A 16,045-nucleotide genomic window follows, 5' to 3' on the forward strand; every position below is an offset into this window, starting at 1 on the left:
CAGTTCCGTCGCGTCGCAACCCGCTACGACAAGCTCCTCGCCAACTTCCGCGGCTTCGTTCTGCTCGCCTCAATCGCCATCCTACTCCGCTGAAATCGTCACCACCGCCTAGAGCGTTTTCCGTGAGCCAGAGCGAACGGAAAATGCTCTAGATGCCGGCCGGCCGTCCGGCACCTGCCGCAGCGGGCGGGACGGATCCACGAAGGCAGGGTGGCCATGGACGGCGCGCGCCGTTCCGTAAGACCCCGCAAAGGAAACCGACATGAATGCCGACCGCAGCCTGGATGTTCAGGACTTCCTCAACGAGCATCCATTCTCGCCCCTGCAATGGACCCTCTTCGCGCTCTGCTTCTTCATCGTCCTGCTGGACGGCTTTGACACCGCCGCCATCGGCTACATCGCCCCGTCCCTGATCACGGAATGGGGCGTCTCCCGCCCGGCGCTGGCCCCGGTGCTGAGCGCCGCGCTGTTTGGCCTGGCGGCGGGGGCGCTCTGCTCCGGCCCGCTGGCCGATCGCGCCGGGCGCAAGGCGGTGCTTGTCGCAGCGGTCGCCGTCTTTGGGGTGGCCTGCCTCGCCTCCGCCTTCGCGGGCAGCCTGGACCAGCTCGTCATCTGGCGCTTCATCACCGGCATCGGTCTCGGGGCCGCCATGCCCAATGCCGTGACGCTGACCAGCGAGTACTGCCCGGAGGGCCGGCGCGCCATCCTGGTCAACGCCATGTTCTGCGGCTTTCCCCTCGGCGCGGCCTTCGGCGGCTTCCTCGCCGCCTGGATGATCCCGCAATGGGGCTGGCGCAGCGTGCTGCTGCTCGGCGGCGTCGCCCCCCTGGCGCTGACGCTGCTGCTGATCCTGCTGCTGCCGGAATCGGTGCGCTACATGATCGCGCGCGGGCAGCCGGCGGAACGCATCCGTCGCGTGCTGCAGCGCATCTCCGCCACGGCAACGACGGCAACCCGCTTCACTCTCGGCGAGGGCGTGCCGGCCGCGGGCGCCCGGAGCGGCGCCGGCGTGGTCCTTTCACGGCCCTATGCCGTGGGCTCGGTGATGCTGTGGGTCGCCTACTTCATGGGCTTGGTGATCTTCTACGCGCTGATCAACTGGATGCCGCTGCTGTTCAACGATGCCGGCCTGGAGCCGCGCACGGCGGCGCTGATCGCGGCGCTGTTCCCGCTGGGCGGCATCGGCGCCATCTTCTTCGGCTGGCTGATGGACCGCTTCAACGGCAACAAGGTCATCGCCATCGGTTTCCTCCTGACCTCGGTCTCCATCTATGCCATCGGCCTGGCGGCGGAGCCGCTCAGCCTGTTGGTGGCCACCGTGTTCATCGCCGGCGTGCTCATGAACACGGCACAGTCCTCCCTGCCGGCGCTGGCCGCCAGCTTCTATCCTACCGAGGGGCGCGCGACCGGCGTGGGGTGGATGCTGGGTCTCGGTCGGTTCGGCGGCATTGCCGGTTCCTTCCTGGTGGCCGAGCTGGCGCGGCGGCACCTCTCCTTCGCGCAGATCTTCATGGTCGTGGCCGTTCCAGGCCTGCTCTCGGCCGGCGCGCTGGTCGTCAAGCAGATCGCGCATCCGGCGAAGGCTCCGGTGCTGCGCGGCAAGTCGGGCGCGGTGCTGGGCCACTGACGCCTGCCCGGTACCCCTCCCTGACCCCCCCCCCTGCGGCGCAGCCGCGGGGGAACCGCCGTTCCCCCTCTCTTCCCCGATGTTCGGGGCAGGCTAGAGCATCTTCCGTTCGATCTGGCTCACGGAAAACGCTCTAGCTATTTGTTTTTACGAGCATCTTCACCCGTTCCGATGATGCCATTGGAACGGGATCTGCTCTAGGCTGAGGCCCGACCACGCGAGAGGGACGCACATGACGGATAACCGCGACGAGGCCCTGGCGGGCTGGCAGTACGCCCCGCTGGACAGCACGCTCGAAATCCATTGCCACGATGCGCCGCCGCCGGTTCCGCCGGACCTGCAGCCCGTCCTGGAGGCGCATTGGCAGGCGGCGCAGGAGAAGGCCGGGGGCCGCCTGTTCGATGGGCCGGTCTTCACACTCACCGCCGTCTCCGCCGCGCGGCTGGAGGGCGCCTTCGTGGGCTACAAGGCGCTGGTGGCGCAGACGCGGGAGCCGGCGCTCTATGCCCGGCTGGGCCTGCGGGCCCTCTCGGTCTGCGGGGTGCTGGAATGCGCCGATGGCGTCGTGCTGGGCCGGCGCGGGGAGGCGGCCACCTACCAGCCGGGCATGTGGCAGCTGCCGCCCGCCGGCAGTGTGGACGCCAGCGCCCGGCGCGGCACCCGGATCGACGCGCGGGCGCAGATCCTCTCCGAGCTTGAGGAGGAGCTGGGCCTCGCCGAGACCGAGGTGGAGGCGGCCACGCCCTTTTGCCTCGTTGTGCATCCGGGAACGCACTACCACGATCTCGGCATCCGCCTGCGGACGGCGCTGCGCGGCGAGGAGATCCTGGCGCGCCAGGAGAAAGTCATCCACCGCGAATACTTGGAGCTTCGCATCGTACCGCGGCAGGACTTGCCCGATTTCCTGAACGCCACGTCGCAGCACGTTGTGCCGACAACCAGCATCCTTCTCCGGCGGCTTCAGCTTCTCGCGTGATGCGTTTGCGGCAGTCATACCGCACGGCTGCCCGACCCGCCTCAAATCGGGCAAATCTGTGGCATTTTCCTGGCCTTTTTGCGAGGCGCCGGTCCGGAATCGGGTCAGGCCCAGTGGAGGGCAGAAGCGTCGGCAACACCGAATTTCAACCCAAGGTAGATTTCAAGAAAAGGAAAGTGATTCACCGGTTCGGGATTTTTCTGTCCCTGTGCAGAAAGCATCGAAGAATGCGCGAGTTTCATCAATCCATTTTTTTGTTCAAAGCGAAAAGCTTCAGGTAGGACCAGCAAATTTCGCGTTTCCGCTACTGAAGTACAAAAAATCGGCATCAGGCCTTTGCTCATTCGCTCGACTCTTCGTGAGCCGTCAGCTAGGGCTTTGGCGGTTCTTTCGTCAGCCGGACCCAAGTCCAGGACTGACTTTGACGAAAATTGTGCGGGATTTTTCTTGACCGTCACTGTCACGGACAGAGACGAAGGGGATTTCCTGCGCCCGATGCACAGGATTTACTATGGCCCTCCTCGGAGTCTATGTCGGCAACAGCACGCAGGATCTGGCGCAGTTCGAGAACTGGCTCGGACGCGACGTTGACGGCGTGCATGGCGTGGTCGGTTCCGCGAACTGGGACGATTTCGTTCAGAGCGCAGAGTGGGCGGCAGATCGCCTCTGGTCCTCGACCGGACGGGATGTCTTCTGGTCCGTTCCGCTGCTGGCCGGCGATGCCAATCTCCATTCCGCGGCGAATGGCGACTACAACCAGTATTACCGTTCGGTGGCCGAGGAACTGCTGGGCGCCCATAGCGGCAGCGACCCCATCTATGTCCGCACCGGCTGGGAGTTCAACGGCGACTGGTTCTCCTGGTCGGCCGGCGGCCAGGAAAGCGACTTCATCAGCGCCTTCCGGGAATTCGTGGACACCTTCCGCTCGGTGTCGGACCTCTTCAAGTTCGAATGGACGCCGAATGAGTCCTATGGCGGCTGGGATCCCGCCAAGGCCTATCCTGGCGACGACTATGTCGACATCATCGGCATGGACTTCTACTGGAAGCCCGAATACCAGGGTTCCGATCCGGTCGGGGCCTGGAACGAGCTGCTCAACGAGACCTATGGCCTGAAGTGGCACCAGGAATTCGCGGCGGAGCATGGCAAGCCCACCGCCTATTCCGAGTGGGGCGTCACCACGGACAATGCGCGCCCCTTCCTGGAGGCCGCGAAGGAGTGGTTCGACAGCCACGACGTGGTCTATCACTCCGTCTGGGATTCCGACGTCCTGTATCCCGGCAAGATGTCCGACGGTAGCGGCGGGGACACCAACCAGGCCTTCAAGGAGCTGTTCGGCTCCGGTTCCGACGGCTATGCCTGGACGGACGGCAACACCTCTTCCGGCGACAGCGGAAGCAGCGGTGACACCGCCGACAATGGCGACACCGCCGACCAGGGCGATGATTCCTCGCCCAGCTGGACGGACGGGAACGACAGCGGCTCGGACTCGCAGCAGGGCGGCAATGAGCTGGCGCTTTCCGCGTCTGCCCAGCATGAGAGCTGGGGCACTGGCGCCACCGAGACCTGGACCGGCACCGACGGCAACGACCAGCACCAGTCCAACGGTGGCGGCGACACCATGTATGGCGGTGCCGGGGACGACACCTACATCGTCTCGGCCTCGAACGACATGCCGGTCGAGAAGGCGGGGGAGGGCGTGGATACCGTCTCCACCTGGATCAGCGAGTACACCCTGCCGGACAACGTCGAGAACCTGGTCTTTTTCGGCTATGGCTGGAGCAACGGCACCGGCAACGGCCTGAACAACATCATCACCGGCACCAGCAGCCAGAACGTGCTGGATGGCCGGGGCGGCGATGACCAGCTGAACGGCGGCGCCGGCCCCGACACCTTCGTGCTCGGCAGCGGCCAGGGGCACGACACGATCACCGACTTCTCCGCCTCCGAGGGCGATAAGCTGCTGTTCCGCGGCTTCGACGACGATGCCTGGCTGAGCCATGACGGCGATGTCTGGACCGTCACGACGGCGGACGGCTCGACCACGAGCTTCACTCTGGAGCACGTGACCTCCCTGTCGGGTTCCGACTACAGCTTCGCCTGACGGGCCGCTGCCGCGCTCCCGCCAGCCCGGCGGGAGCGCGGTCCACGGCTGCGGCCCAGTGGTTAAGGAAAATTTCACGTGAGCGTGAGATTGTCGTTTCCCTGAAGCGGTGTTTTCCCGCATCGTCGGGCCGCACGGGCGCCGAAGGGGGGGAGCGTGGCCGAGTTTTGGGCGGAATGGGGTAGTCTGGCTTATCTGGCGGCCGCAGCCTGGGCTTTTTTCGAAGGTGAGACTTTCGTCCTGCTCGCGGCAGCGGCCGGCAGGGCCACCAGCCTGATCAATCCCTGGGCGTTGATGTTCTCTGTCTGGATCGGCTCCTTCCTGGGGGACCAGCTCTGGTTCACCCTGGGCCGGCGCTACGGCATTCGCGCGCTGCGCCGCATTCCCGGCGGCGAGAAGCGGATCGGCTCGGCGCTGCGCTTCCTGGAGCGCTATGGCACGCTTTTCGTGCTGTCCTTTCGCTTCGTCTATGGGGTGCGTAACGTCGCCTCGGCGGCCTGCGGGATCGCGGGAATGCCCCACCCCCGCTTCGCCGCCCTCAACTTCATCGCCGCCGGGCTTTGGGCGGCTTCCTTCACCGCCGCCGGCTGGTTCGCAGTGGCCTGGCTTGGCGAGGAAGGCACCTCCTACGCCCTCGGCGGCATCGGCGCGGTGGTGGTGCTCTACCTTGCCGTCCGCCTGGTGCAGTACTGGCGCCGCCCGGCTGTGCAGCGGCAGGAGGAGCGGCCGCCGGTGCTCCGCACGCAGGAGCTTCCGCCCCCGCCGGAACGCAAGCCGAGCCTCAACCGCATTGCCGTCTGATCGCCGGGTACCGGCGATGGGTTGCGTGACCTCCCGCCGGCTGCCGCGTTGCCCTCCCGTGGCAGCAATGGAGCGGGTGGCGGATGCGATCCGGGTGGAGCATGGGTTTTCTTGTCGCGGCGCTATCCTGCGCCGCGCCTCCGCCACCACCGGACCCCGCCCGGATTGCCGATGAATCCCCCTGGCGCGCACGGATCGCCACGCAGGCGCTGACGGAGTGGCAGGGCTGGGGCCGCCTGACGGTGGATGGCTGGCCCGAGGCCCTGGCGGAACCTGCCGCTCCCACCCTCTTCGAGCGGGTTTTGGCCTACTGGGACAGCGTGCCGGAGGAGGGGCCAGGGGTGATCCGCCGCCACCGGGAGACCTATGACGCGCTCATGGCCGGCTTGGCGGAAAGCGGCGCGGTGGCGGCTCTGCCGGCCATCTCCCTCTGGGCCTATCCGGCCTGGTCGGCGGCTTTCGTCAGCGATGTCATGGCCAGGGCCGGCGTGCCGGGCTTCGTCTTTCCGCCCGCGGCCGCGCACGCCACCTATATTGATGCCCTGTTGTCGCAGGCGGCATGGAACCCGGCCGAGGCGGCCTTCCTGCCGCATGACCCGGGCAGCTATGCACTCCGGCCCGGCGACCTGCTTTGCGCCGACCGTTCCCTGGTGCCGCTGCTGCGCTGGCAGGAGCGTCTCGCCGAGACCGGCCAGTTCCGCGAGATGCATTGCGACGTGGTGGTGGTCGGTGCCGCCGGGCGGGTGCAGGCGGTCGGCGGCAACGTGCTTGATGCCGTGGTGCTCCGCCGCTTCCCGGCCGATGCGGAGGGGCGGGTCCTGCCCGCGCCACCGGACAAGCCGCCCTTCCTCGTGGTGTTCGAGAACCGTCTGGACGCGGCGCCCGCCCGGTGACCGCGGCTTCCGCCTCAGGGCACTTCGCGGCGGCGGTCCAGCCAGGCCGCGGCGCCGCGTCCGGCGGCCCGGCCGGTGGCGAAGCAGGCCTGCAGCAGATAGCCGCCGGTCGGCGCTTCCCAGTCCAGCATCTCGCCCGCCGCGAACAGGCCGGGATGGCCGCGCAGCATGAGGCCCGCATCCAGTTCCGCCAGGGCAAGGCCGCCTGCCGAGGAGATGGCGCGGTCCAGCCCCAGCGGGGCCAGCAGGCGCAGCGGCAGCGCCTTCACCAGCGAGGGTAGCGTATCCGCCGGCGCGCCACCGTGCAGTGCCTCCTGCAGCAGGCCGATCGAAACCGGTGGCAGCGCCAGGACCTTGCGCAGGAAGCTGGAGAGCGACTGCCCCCGGCGCGGTGCCGCCAGCCTCCGGGCCACTTCATCGGCGGCCAGGTCCGGGCGCAGGTCGAGGATCGCGACGGCCTCGCCCCGCTCGGCGATGGCGTCCCGCAGTGGCGCGGAAAGGGCGTAAACCGCGCCGCCCTCGATGCCCTCCGCCGAAATCACCGCCTCGCCGCGGATGGTCCGCCCCTCGAAGGCCAGGGCGATCCGCTTGAGGGGCGCCCCGGCGAAGCGGGCGCGGAACACCGGCGACCAGGCGATGCGAAAGCCGCAATTGCTGGGCCGGATGGGGGCGACCAGGAGGCCGGGCAGGCTGCCTGCCCAACTGCCGTCGGCGCCCAGGCGCGGCCAGGAGGCACCGCCCAGCGCCAGCACCGTCGCTCCCGGCCGATGGGTGACCTCCCCCTGCGGCGCGGCGAAGCGCAGGGCTCCCTCCGCGCCGAAGCCGTGCCATGCATGGCGCGTGCGGATCTCCACGCCCAGCCCGCGCAGCCGCTCCAGCCAGGCACGCAGCAGCGGTGAGGCTTTCATCGCCCTCGGGAAGACGCGACCGGAACTGCCGGTGAAGGTCTCCTGGCCCAGCGCCTCGCACCATTCTCGCAGCGCATCGGGCGGAAAGGCCGCGATATGCGGCGCCAGTTCCGCCTCGGCCGCACCGTAGCGGCGCAGGAAGGCGGGCAGCGGCTCGGAATGCGTGAGGTTCAGCCCGCCGCGCCCGGCCATCAGGAGCTTTCGCCCGAGCGAGGGCATGCGGTCGAACACCACCACGCGGTGGCCGGCGGCGGCAATCGTCTCGGCGGCCATGAGCCCGGCGGGTCCGCCGCCGAGGATGGCGGCCCAGTCCGTGGAGGAGGGGGATGCGTGCGACACAGGCCGGCTTATAGCCTGCGAGGCTTCTTGTGGAACGCTGCCCGCTGGTGGCACGGCCGTCCTGCTCAGCGGCGGAAGCGGGCGCGATAGGCGACGGGGCTGGTGCCCAGCGCCGCGCGGAAATGGTGGCGCAGCGTCGCCGGCGTGCCGAAGCCGCAGACCTCGGCCACTGCCGCGATGGGGGCGGGCGTGGATTCCAGCAGCTCCCGCGCGCGGGCGAGGCGCTCCGTCAGCAGCCAGGCACCCGGGCTGAGCCCGGTCGCCTCACGGAAGCGGCGGTGCAGCCCGCGCCGGCTGAGCGCCGCCGCACCGGCCATGCGGGCGAGGTCCCAGTCCTCTTCCAGGCTGCCGCGCATCCGGTCCAGCAGGGGGGCGAGAAGGCTTCCGCCGGCACGCTCCGGCGGCACCGGCCGCTCGACATACTGGGCCTGCCCGCCCTGCCGGTGCGGCGGCACCACCAGGCGCCGGGCCACGGCATTGGCCCGCCCGGCGCCCCAGTCGCGCCGCACCAGATGCAGGCAGAGGTCCAGCGCCGCGGCGCTGCCGGCGGCGGTCAGCACGCTTCCCTCATCCACGTAGAGCACGTCCGGCACAAAGCGGAGGCCGGGATGGCGCGCCGTCAGTGCGGCCGCGTAGCGCCAGTGGGTGGTGGCGCGGCGGCCCTCCAGCAGTCCGGCTGCGGCCAGCACGAAGGCCCCGGAGCAGAGCGAGAGCAGCCGTGCCCCACGCGCATGCGCCGCGCGAAGGGCAGCGCAGAGCGCCTCCGGCACCGGCGCGTCGAGCCCGCGCCAACCGGGGATGACAATGGTTCCGGCTTCGGCGAGCAGCTCTGTCCCGCCCTCCGCGAGGATGCGGATGCCGCCGCCCGCATGCAGCGGCCCCGGCTCCAGGCCGGCGACCGCGAGGCGGTACCATTCCGCCCCGAACTCCGGGCGCGGCAGGCCGAACACCTCCACGGCGCAGCCGAACTCGAAGGTGCAGAGCCCATCATAGGCCAGCACCACGACCAGGCGGTTGGCGGGCGGTCCGGAGGGGGGAAGATCTGGCATGATCTTGACGGTAGTTGGCGTTCGGGCCGCTCACAAGCCGCGCGCCGGCGGAGGCAGCATGGCGCCGCAGCCGCTGGAGAATCCGGAATGACCGTCAATGCCGTCACCGCCATCCCGCCTGCCGCGCCGTCCGAGGCCGCGGCACATTTCGCCCGCCGCCTTTCCCTGGAGACCGATTGCGCGGATGTCGAGGCGGCGCTGCGAGGCGGCACGCCCGGCTTCGTGCTGCTGGATGTCCGCGGCCCCGCCGCCTTCGCCCGCGGGCATGTCCCGGGCGCGGTGAACCTGCCGCATGGCGCCATCACCGAGGCGGTGCTGGCCGCCTGGCCGGAGGAGGCGCTGTTCGTCGTCTACTGCGCTGGCCCGCACTGCAACGGCGCCGACCGTGCGGCGCTGCACCTGGCACGGCTTGGCCGAAGGGTGAAGCTGATGCTGGGCGGCATGACCGGCTGGGCGGAGGAGGGCTTCGCCACGGCTGAGGGGATGTGAGCCTCACTCCAGCCGGACAGGCGGGGTGCTGGCCCGGCGCAGCAGGTCGGAGGCCCAGAACAGCAGGGAGCGCCAGAAGCCATGCAGGGCAAGCTGGTGCCGGCGATAGAGGGAGTCGTAGCTGAGCTGCGCGATGCGCCCCTGGATGAAGGTGCCGCCGCCAAGCAGGCCCCGACGGCCCAGGCTGCCGAAGGCGTTGTAGTGGCCGAGCGCCACCAGCGCCCCCTTGTGCTCGTAGGTGAATTCGGGCAGCGCCTTGCCCTCCAGCAGCGCCGGGATGGCGCGCGCCAGATGCCGCGCCTGCTGCTGTGCCACCTGCGCGGTGGCGCCGAGCGGCCGCTCCTGGCCGGGCGGGACCAGCCAGGCGCAATCGCCGAGGGCGAAGATGGTGTCGTCGCGGGTGGTCTGCAGCGTCGTCCGCACCACGAGCTGGCCGCTGCGGGCGCTTTCCAGCCCTCCCACCTCGCGCAGGAAGGCCGGCGCCGCCACCCCGGCCGCCCAGACCTTCAGCTTGGCCGGGATGGCGCGGCCGTCCTTCAGGTGCAACGCCCCGGCATCCACCGAAACGACCTGCGCCCCGGTCAGCACGGTGACGCCCTGGCGCTCCAGCTCCTGCCGGGAGGCCTCCGCCACCCGTTCCGGCAGGGCCCCCAGGATGCGCGGCGCGGTCTCGACCAGGGTCAGCCGCAGCCGGTTGCGCAGCCCGGGAAAGCCGTAGGCGGCGGCCAGATCGAGCGCGGTGCTGATCTCGGCGCTCAATTCGACCCCCGTGGCACCGGCGCCGACGATGGCGATGTCCAGCGTGGCGTCGTCCTGTGCCGCGAGGCAGCGGATCACCTCCGTCCTCAAGGCGGTGTTGAAATCTTCCGCCTGATTGCGGCTATCGATGAAATGGCAGTGCTCGCGCACGCCGGGAATGCCGAAGTCGTTGGCCCGGCTGCCGACCGCCAGCACCAGCACGTCGAAATCCACCTCGCGCGGCGGCAGAACCTCGGTGCCGCTGCGGTCCCGGAGGGGACCGAGCTGCACGCGCTTCGCCTCCCGGTCCAGCCCCACCATCTCACCCGGCAGGAAGCGGAAGCCGTGGCGATGGGCGTGCACCACGAAACCGAGCTGCTCCTGGCCGGTGTCCAGCGTGCCGGCCGCCACCTCGTGCAGGCGCGGCTTCCAGATATGGGTTGAGTCGCGGTCGATCAGCAGGATCTCGGCTTGCTTCCGCCGGCCGAGACTGCCGCCCAGGCGTGTGGCGAGATGCACGCCGCCGGCACCGCCGCCGATGATGACGATGCGCGGCAGGCGAGGGCGGACGGGGGGCTGGGCCATGTGGCGTCCTCCATGCGGAGCGGGGCGCCGCCTGATGGCGACGCCCCGCATTCTCGCCTTAGGAACAGGTCCGCGTTCCGGGAGTTGCCGGAGTGCAGCGCCTCACTTGGCCGCGCTGTGCTCCTTGGGGCGGTGATGGCTGCGGCGGTGGAAGCGGCGATGCGTCGCCTCCCGCATCCGCTGGAACACCACGTAGAGCATCGGGATCAGGAAGATGCCGATGGTCGAGGCCGCGATCATGCCGGCGAAGACCGGCGTGGAGACCGCGCGCCGCGCCTGCATTGCCGCGCCCGAGGCCCAGACCAGCGGCACGAGGCCGAGGATGAAGGCGATCGAGGTCATCATCACCGCGCGGAACCGCAGCCGCGCACCCAGCACCGCCGCCTCGACGATCGACTTGCCGGCCTCGCGCTGCTCCTTGGCGAACTCGACGATCAGGATGCCGTTCTTCGCCGCCAGCGCGATCAGCACGACGAGGCCGATCTGCGCGTAGAGGTCCATCGACATGCCGGCCAGCATCAGCGCGCCGATCGCCCCGAGCACGCCAACGATCACCGAGAGCAGCACGGGGATCGGGATCACCCAGCTCTCGTACAGCGCCACCAGGAAGAGGAAGGCGAAGAGCACGGCGAGGCCGAGAATGGCGCCCGTCTGCCCGGAGGCCCGCTGCTCCTGGAAGGAGGTGCCGGTCCACTCGAAGGTGTAGCCGGCGGGGAGGGTGTTCCTCGAGATCTCCGCCATGGCGGCGATGGCCGCGCCGGAGGAGACGCCCGGCGCCGGGCTGCCGCTGATGGTGATGGAACGGTAGTTGTTGTAGCGGGTGATGAACTGCGGCCCGACCACCGTGCGGACGGTGGCGATGGCGCGCAGCGGCACCATGGCGCCGCGGCTGTTGCGGATCTGGATGTTCCAGAGGTCCTCCGGGTCGCGGCGGTCGGCGGCCTCGCCCTGCACCAGCACCTGCCAGGTGCGGCCGTAGAGATTGAAGTTGTTGACGAAGCTGCTGCCGAGCGTGGCCTGCAGCGCCGAGAACACGTCGCTCATGGTCAGGCCGAGGGCCTGCGCCTTGTCGCGGTCGATGTCCAGGTAGAGCGAGGGCACGCGGGCGCTGAAGGTCGAATAGACCTGGGTCAGCCGCGGGTCCTGGTTGGCGGCGCCGATCAGCGCGCCCATGACGCTGCCGATCTCGGTCGGCGGCGCGCCGGTGAGGGATTCGAGCTGGTACTCGAAGCCGCCGCCGGTGGAGAGGCCAATGATCGGCGGCAGGTTGATCGGGATGATCTGCGCGCCGCGGATCTGCTGGCTCTCGGCGAAGATGCGGCCGATCAGCGCCTGCACGGAGTCACCCGGCCCCGTGCGCTCGGCGAACTCCTTGAGCTGCACGAACATGGTGGCCGCGCTGGAGCTGGCGCCGCCGTCGAGCAGCGAGAAGCCGACGATGGCGACGGCGTCGCGCACCTGCGGCATCTGCTTCAGCCGCTGCTCCAGCTGCGCCACCACCCGGCTGGTGCGGGGCAGGGCGGCGCCGTCCGGCAGCTGGAAGGCGACGATGAAGGCGCCCTGGTCCTCCGAGGGCAGGAAGCCCGCGGGGACGCGGCTGGCCAGGGTGAAGGCGCCGAAGCCGAAGGCCGCCACCAGCACCAGCGAGACCATCGCCAGCCGCAGCAGCCGCCGCACCAGGCCCGCATAGCCGTCGCGCACGTTGTCGATGCGCCGCCCCACCCAGGCCATGATGCCCCGCCGCGGCCCGCTGTGCCGCAGGAAGACGGCGCAGAGCGCGGGCGAGAGGGTGAGGGCATTGATCGCCGAGATCAGCATGGCGCAGCTGATGGTCACCGCGAACTGGCGGAACAGCACGCCCGAGAGCCCGGGGATGAAGCCGATCGGCACGAAGACGGAGAGCAGCACCAGGGTGATGGCGATGATCGGGCCGGTGATCTGCGCCATGGCCTTCTTCGTGGCCTGGGCCGGCGTCAGCTCCGGTTCCTCCTCCATCACGCGCTCGACGTTCTCGACCACCACGATGGCGTCGTCCACCACGATGCCGATGGCCAGCACCATGGCCAGCAGCGAGACCGTGTTGGCCGAGTATCCCAGCGTCAGCAGCAGCGCGAAGGTGGTGATCAGGCTGACCGGAACGGCGACGATCGGAATGAAGGTGGCGCGGATGTTGCCGAGGAAGAGGAACACCACCAGCGCCACCAGCACGAAGGCCTCCAGCAAGGTCTTGAGAACCTCATGGATGGTGTCGCTGACGAAGATGGTGGTGTCGAAGACCGGGCGCAGCGTCATGCCGGGGGGCATGCGGCCGCGCACGCGCTCGATGGTCTCCTCCACGGCGGCGGCGGTCTGCACGGCGTTCGCGCCAGGCGCGAGATAGAGACCGATGCCGACACCGTCCTGACCGTTCAGGCGGGTGCTGGAATCCAGGTTCTGCGCGCCGATCTCGACCCGTGCGACGTCCCGCACCCGCAGCACCGAGCCGTCCGGGTTGGCGCGCAGCACGATGTTGCCGAACTGCTCCGGTGAGGAGAGCCGCCCCTGGGTGATGACGTTCATCTGCACCTGCTGGTCGTCCGGGACCGGCTGGGCGCCGATGCGGCCGGCAGGGGCCTGCACGTTCTGCGCGCGGATGGCGGCGACGATGTCGGAAGGTGTCAGGTTCAGGCTGACCAGGCGCTGCGTGTCGAACCAGATCCGCATGGCGTAGTTCTGGCGGCTGAACAGCGTGGCCGAGCCGACGCCCTGCGTGCGCGACAGCTCGTCGAGGATGTTCAGCGTGGTGTAGTTGGTCAGGTAGAGCGGATCGTACTGCGCCTGCCCGTCGGCGTAGAGGAAGAGCACCTGCAGGATCGAGGAGGAGCGCTTCTCCACCCTGATGCCCTGCGCCTGCACTTCCGTCGGCATCAGCGCCATCGCCGCCTGCACGCGGTTGTTGACGTTGACGGTGTTGATGTTGGGGTCGGTGCCGAGCTCGAAGCTGATGTTGAGCGAGTAGCTGCCGTCGTTGCCGCTGTTGCTCTTCATGTAGATCGCGCGGTCGACGCCGACGATCTGCGCCTCCAGCGGCTGCGCCACGGCGGACTCGACCACCTCGGCCGAGGCGCCCGGATAGGTGGCGCTGACCTGCACCTGCGGCGGCACGATGTCCGGGTACTGCGACACGGGAATCCGTGTCAGTGAGAGCGCGCCGGCGATCGTCATCACGATGGCGATGACGATCGCGAGGCGCGGCCGGTCGACGAAGACCGAGGAAATCATCGGCTCAGCCTCCCTGACGCGGGGCACCGCCCGCCGGCGCACCCGCTGGCGCAGCCGCATCGGCCGGGGCGGGCATGACGGGCTGGCCCGGCTGCACGCGCTGCAGCCCCTCGACCACCACGCGCTCGCCTGCGCGCAGCCCGTCGCTGATCACCGCCAGTTCCGGGGTGGACTGCGGGCTCATCGTCACCGCGCGCCGCTCGGCCTTGTTGTCCTCGCCGACGACATAGACGAAGTTGCCGCGGGCGTCGCTCAGCAGCGCGGCGCGTGGCACGGTCAGCATCTGGACCGGCTCCACCGCCTCGACGATCACGCTCACGAACTGGTTCGCGGTCAGCTCGCGGTATCCCTCGGGCCGCTGCGGATTGGGGATGCGGCCGCGCAGCAGCACGCTGTCGGTGTCGCGGCCCACGTCGATGTCCACGAAGTCGAGCTGCCCCACCTGATCGTAGAGGCGGCCGTCCGGCAGCTGCAGCCGGAGCTGGACGGCCTTGAGCCCGCCGCGGGCGGCATAGCGCTGGCGCACCTCGTCGAGCGTGCGGACCGGCACGGTGAAGGTGATGTACATCGGGTCCTGGCTGACGATGGTGGCCAGGGTGCCGGAATTGGCGGTGACGACGTTGCCTTCCGTCACGCTGGTGCGGCCGATGCGGCCGGTGATCGGCGCGCGGATCTCCGTGTAGTCGAGGTTGATCTGCGCCTGGCGCTGCTGCGCCTGAGCCGAGAGGACCTGCGCCTGGGCGGTGCGCTGCGCCGCAACGGCGGTATCCACCGTGGAGCGCTGGCCGGCCACCGTGTTCAGCAGCGACTGGGCGCGGCTGAGGGTGATGTTGGCGTTCTGCAGCTGCGCCTCGGCCTCGGCCACGGCGGCCTTGGCGATCTGCAGCTGTGCCTCGAAGGGCCCGCGCTCCAGCCGGTAGAGCAGGTCGCCCTGCTTGACTTCGGCGCCCGCCTCGAATTCCACGCTTTGCATGAAGGCCGTGACGCGCGGCACGATGTCCACGCGGTCGATCGCCTCGATGCGGCCGATGAAGCTGTTGGTCTCGGTCACCGCCCGGCGGGCGACCTGGGCGACCCCCACCGCCGGGGGACCGCCGCCGGGCCGCTGCGCCATGGCCGGGGCAACGAGCAGGAAGAGGCCGAGGGCGGCGAGCCCACGGCGGAACAGGAGCGCCATGAAACCTCCAGAGAGTGCTGCGAGAGCAGGCTGAGGCTTGTAAAGATACCTTCGTGTATGTATATAAAGCGGGGATCTCAACTCGCAAGGTCGGAAATGGCGCGCCGCACAAAACAGGAAGCCGATGAGACGCGCGAGGCCCTGCTTGACGCCGCCGAACATGTCTTCCTCGAGCGCGGTGTGGCGCGGGCTTCCCTGGATGAGATAGCGCGTTTCGCCGGCTGCACGAGAGGGGCGGTACACTGGCATTTCGGTGACAAGCTCGGGTTGTTCCTGGCGCTCGACGAACGGCTGGTGCTGCTGCAGGACGAGGTGAAGCGCCGGATCTGTGACGGCGAGACGACCCCGCCGCTTGAGCATATCGCACGCGCCATCACCACTTCCCTGACGGAACTGGAGAACGATCCGCGGCGCCGCCGGCTGCTTACCATCATGCTGCAGCGCTGCGAATACGTGGCGGAGATGGCGCCCGCGCTGCTGCGCCGCCGCCAGGCGGATGCCGCCATCCGCGCCACCCTGCGCGACAGCTTCTGCCGCGCTGCGGAACGTGGCGAGCTTTCCCCCGAGTGGCCGCCCGAGCGCGCGGCACTGTTCCTGCAAGCCTTGATCAGCGGCTTCCTCAATGAGTGGCTGCGCGGCGAGGCGGATTTCACCCTGGCGGGCGAGGTCTGTGCCGCGGTTCGCGGCTTCCTAAGCTGCACTGCGGTCAGGCCCCTTTCCTGAGGAGAACGAAACCATGCGTATCCTGTTGCGCCTGGCAGGCCTGACCGTGCCGGTCCTGCTGGTGGCCTGCTCCAGCGGCTCCTCCGCCCCGGACATCGGCGGCGCCGGCGGCACCACCATCCGGAGCATCGAGGGTAACCCTTCCGGGAGCGCGCCGCTGCGGCCGGAGCCGGGCAACATCTGGAGCGATGGGCTGACCCCCTCCGCCCCGAGCCGATGATCCTCTTTACTTTGTCGCCGAAGGATATGCGCCGATGATCACCGCGAGGCTGCGAGTTGTGTTGGGAACGGCGTTGCTGCTGGCGCCTGTGTTTGTGGTGGGTGAGGCGCGGGGTCAGACGCTGCAGGAGGCGCTGTCGCAGGCCTATGCGAACA

At 69.4% G+C, this 16,045-nt stretch carries 14 protein-coding genes and 1 pseudogene; 9 read left to right on the top strand and 6 right to left on the bottom strand.

The genetic code is table 11. The features are described 5' to 3' along the window. The 3 genes and pseudogenes from QMO56_RS25715 to QMO56_RS25725 form a co-directional block, all read left to right on the top strand. Positions 1-93, top strand: a pseudogene (locus tag QMO56_RS25715) (IS5/IS1182 family transposase); the annotation flags it as partial. Positions 94-262: 169 nt separating this feature from the next. Then, positions 263-1,627 (top strand): aromatic acid/H+ symport family MFS transporter, encoded by a 1,365-nt coding sequence (locus QMO56_RS25720; RefSeq protein ID WP_283530355.1) that lies wholly within the window; start codon positions 263-265, stop codon positions 1,625-1,627. Between the two features lie 232 nt (positions 1,628-1,859). Further along, positions 1,860-2,603: a hypothetical protein gene (locus tag QMO56_RS25725; protein WP_283530357.1), complete on the top strand. Its 744-nt coding sequence runs from the start codon at positions 1,860-1,862 to the stop codon at positions 2,601-2,603. A 104-nt stretch (positions 2,604-2,707) separates the two neighbouring features. On the opposite strand, the gene QMO56_RS25730 is transcribed toward QMO56_RS25725, so the two are convergent. Next, positions 2,708-2,947 carry a hypothetical protein gene (locus QMO56_RS25730; RefSeq protein ID WP_283530359.1) on the bottom strand — a complete coding sequence of 80 codons (240 nt, stop codon included), beginning with the start codon at positions 2,945-2,947 and terminating at the stop codon, positions 2,708-2,710. 167 nt (positions 2,948-3,114) lie between these two features. Between QMO56_RS25730 and QMO56_RS25735 the strand changes: the two genes are divergently transcribed. From QMO56_RS25735 to QMO56_RS25745, 3 genes are all read left to right on the top strand, one after another. Further along, positions 3,115-4,707 carry a glycosyl hydrolase gene (locus QMO56_RS25735; RefSeq protein ID WP_283530361.1) on the top strand — a complete coding sequence of 531 codons (1,593 nt, stop codon included), beginning with the start codon at positions 3,115-3,117 and terminating at the stop codon, positions 4,705-4,707. A gap of 156 nt (positions 4,708-4,863) precedes the next feature. Further along, a complete protein-coding gene (locus QMO56_RS25740) occupies positions 4,864-5,508 on the top strand; it encodes a DedA family protein (protein ID WP_283530363.1) in 645 nt (214 codons plus the stop codon). Between the two features lie 101 nt (positions 5,509-5,609). Then, positions 5,610-6,401, top strand: a complete 792-nt coding sequence (locus tag QMO56_RS25745; RefSeq protein ID WP_283530365.1) for a DUF2272 domain-containing protein — start codon at positions 5,610-5,612, stop codon at positions 6,399-6,401. Positions 6,402-6,415: 14 nt separating this feature from the next. Here the strand turns inward: QMO56_RS25745 and QMO56_RS25750 are convergent, their stop codons facing one another. After that, on the bottom strand, positions 6,416-7,648 hold the full coding sequence (locus QMO56_RS25750; RefSeq protein ID WP_283530366.1) for a TIGR03862 family flavoprotein: 1,233 nt from the start codon (positions 7,646-7,648) through the stop codon (positions 6,416-6,418). Positions 7,649-7,713: 65 nt separating this feature from the next. Beyond that, the gene (ftrA, locus tag QMO56_RS25755; protein ID WP_283530368.1) at positions 7,714-8,697 is read right to left on the bottom strand and encodes a transcriptional regulator FtrA; all 984 of its coding nucleotides are present in this window, start codon (positions 8,695-8,697) and stop codon (positions 7,714-7,716) included. Positions 8,698-8,784: 87 nt separating this feature from the next. On the opposite strand from ftrA, the gene QMO56_RS25760 reads away from it, so the two are divergent. Continuing rightward, positions 8,785-9,186 carry a rhodanese-like domain-containing protein gene (locus QMO56_RS25760; RefSeq protein WP_283530370.1) on the top strand — a complete coding sequence of 134 codons (402 nt, stop codon included), beginning with the start codon at positions 8,785-8,787 and terminating at the stop codon, positions 9,184-9,186. A 3-nt stretch (positions 9,187-9,189) separates the two neighbouring features. Here the strand turns inward: QMO56_RS25760 and QMO56_RS25765 are convergent, their stop codons facing one another. The 3 genes from QMO56_RS25765 to QMO56_RS25775 form a co-directional block, all read right to left on the bottom strand. After that, positions 9,190-10,509 (bottom strand): NAD(P)/FAD-dependent oxidoreductase, encoded by a 1,320-nt coding sequence (locus QMO56_RS25765; protein WP_283530372.1) that lies wholly within the window; start codon positions 10,507-10,509, stop codon positions 9,190-9,192. 102 nt (positions 10,510-10,611) lie between these two features. Then, positions 10,612-13,770 (bottom strand): efflux RND transporter permease subunit, encoded by a 3,159-nt coding sequence (locus QMO56_RS25770; protein ID WP_283530374.1) that lies wholly within the window; start codon positions 13,768-13,770, stop codon positions 10,612-10,614. Between the two features lie 4 nt (positions 13,771-13,774). Continuing rightward, positions 13,775-14,947 carry an efflux RND transporter periplasmic adaptor subunit gene (locus QMO56_RS25775; RefSeq protein WP_283530376.1) on the bottom strand — a complete coding sequence of 391 codons (1,173 nt, stop codon included), beginning with the start codon at positions 14,945-14,947 and terminating at the stop codon, positions 13,775-13,777. 96 nt (positions 14,948-15,043) lie between these two features. Between QMO56_RS25775 and QMO56_RS25780 the strand changes: the two genes are divergently transcribed. Both QMO56_RS25780 and QMO56_RS25785 read left to right on the top strand, forming a co-directional pair. Further along, complete coding sequence (locus QMO56_RS25780) at positions 15,044-15,670, top strand: TetR family transcriptional regulator (protein ID WP_283530378.1); 627 nt, start codon at positions 15,044-15,046, stop codon at positions 15,668-15,670. A gap of 13 nt (positions 15,671-15,683) precedes the next feature. Continuing rightward, positions 15,684-15,890 carry a hypothetical protein gene (locus tag QMO56_RS25785; RefSeq protein WP_283530380.1) on the top strand — a complete coding sequence of 69 codons (207 nt, stop codon included), beginning with the start codon at positions 15,684-15,686 and terminating at the stop codon, positions 15,888-15,890. The last annotated feature ends 155 nt before the right edge of the window (positions 15,891-16,045 follow it).

The organism is Roseomonas sp. E05 (assembly GCF_030063475.1).
GTDB lineage: Bacteria > Pseudomonadota > Alphaproteobacteria > Acetobacterales > Acetobacteraceae > Pseudoroseomonas.